The 626-nt window shown below is 64.5% G+C and carries 1 protein-coding gene; it reads right to left on the bottom strand.

All coding sequences use genetic code 11. The features are described from left to right. Nucleotides 1–77: 77 nt before the first annotated feature. Nucleotides 78–626: DUF349 domain-containing protein (locus L979_RS12700; protein ID WP_047692578.1), on the bottom strand; the 549-nt coding region annotated here is incomplete at its 5' end.

Genomic DNA, 626 nt, shown 5'->3' with positions numbered 1-626 from the left:
CATCCTGTGGATGAACGACCCCCGTCAGCCAGTGTGTTCAGCCCCGCCGGCTCAGCTCTCCAGCCGGCAGCCGCACGTCACAACCCGGCAGCACTGCGCTTGATCATGTCCCGCATGGCCTCAGCACTGCTCAGTTCCTTGCCCAGTTTCTTGGCTCGGGCGGAGTCGCCGGTGGATTCGGCCGCGGAGATCTGACCCTGCAGTTCCGCCACCTTCTCCTCGGCCTGAGTCAGCAGGCTGTTGGAGCGCACCTCGGACTCGGAGGCCACCTTCTTGGCGCGGGTGCCGGAATCGGCGTCACGGACTGCTTCCTCCACGGCCTGCAACTCGTTTTCGATGCGCTTGAAGTGGGCACGCGGAACCTTGCCGATCTGATCCCAGCGGTCCTGGATGCCGGAGAGCTTCTTGCGGGCAGCACGGAGATCCGTGACAGGCAGAAGCTGCTTGGCCTCCTCCACCAGTTCCTGCTTGAGCTTGAGGTTCTCCTCGAACTCCTGCTCCACCTGGTCATTGGCGGACTTGCGGGCATCAAAGAACACGTCCTGGGCGGCACGGAACCGGACCCACAGGGCGTCGTCGTCACGGCGGGAGGCCCGCGGGGAAGACTTCCAACGGTCCATGAGGTC

It is taken from the genome of Kocuria sp. ZOR0020, assembly GCF_000800955.1.
GTDB classification, from domain to species: Bacteria; Actinomycetota; Actinomycetes; order Actinomycetales; family Micrococcaceae; genus Kocuria; species Kocuria subflava.
Note: the sequence above shows the minus strand (reverse complement) of the source record. Positions and strands in the feature narration are given on the sequence as shown.